Source organism: Neisseria sp. P0021.S005 (genome assembly GCF_051956955.1).
This window is the reverse complement of the sequence record NZ_JBQCWY010000810.1, coordinates 1-984: the sequence shown is the minus strand read 5'-3', so window position 1 is coordinate 984 and position 984 is coordinate 1. Positions and strand designations below refer to the sequence as shown.

Sequence of the window (984 nt, the reverse complement as noted above, 5' to 3'; positions counted from 1 at the left end):
AGACCGATATTTACTGGCTTCATTGTGTCTCCTTTTGAGCCGATACTTTAAAATAATCACGAAAAACCAAGGCTTGTTATAATCGCTTGCAATCGTAAATTCAGAGCAAAGCATCAATGCACAAGGTCAAACGTTGAATCCTACCTGATATTGCTTGATCTTGCACCTTTTTTTGCAAGTTTCCCAAGGCCGTCTGAAAAATCGTTCTACCATAAAAACAGGAATTGCCATGAAAATCACAGAAAACCATATTGATGAAACCGCATCATTTTTTTCATCCTCACAAGGCATATTGCAAATCGGTGAACAAACATATTCAGAACCCATTTGCTGGCAAGATGGTAAAGTGAGCATCATTCCTCAAACAACCATCGGAGAATTAAACGAACAAATTTTTATATCAGCAATTGAAACAGCAGAAAACCGTCCAGAAGTCATTATTATAGGTACAGGAGAAAAACAAAAATTTCTGCATCCCAAAGTTGCTGCAGCCTTATCAGCCTACGGAATCGGCCTCGAATGCATGAATACAGCCTCAGCTTGCCGAACTTTAGTTTTGCTGCAAGGCGAAGGACGAAGCGCATGGGCTTGGTTGTGGCCATAATTTGCAGAAAAGACTATTGCATCATGCTAGCTTAGGTTCGCATAATTTATATTATGTTAAATTAATAATGTTAGTATTTTAAGCCTGTTAACTCCTGTTTCTCCTAGTCGTACAATAACTTTTACAAAAAGCTTACCTGAAATTTTTCAGATAACCTTTTTACGCTTTTCTTTTCATATATAAATAAAGTAAGATTCAGTCAATAGATATTATTCTTCTATATCACTATCCAATCTCTGGAGTAAAGCACCCCATGGCCGTCAATAAAATCGCCCGTAAAAGCAGCAAATTCCGCGTTGTCTTTACCGTCCCCGATTTCTGCTGGCCGCCTCCACCCGCTCCCCCTTCCGTTCCACCCATCCCCTTCCCACTCTTTGCTG

1 protein-coding gene is annotated in these 984 nt (G+C 39.6%); it reads left to right on the top strand.

Translation table 11 applies throughout. The annotated features are described in order from the left end of the window. Positions 1 to 229 precede the first annotated feature (229 nt). Complete coding sequence (locus tag ACTHUE_RS19470) at positions 230 to 604, top strand: Mth938-like domain-containing protein (protein WP_004520381.1); 375 nt, start codon at positions 230 to 232, stop codon at positions 602 to 604. The last annotated feature ends 380 nt before the right edge of the window (positions 605 to 984 follow it).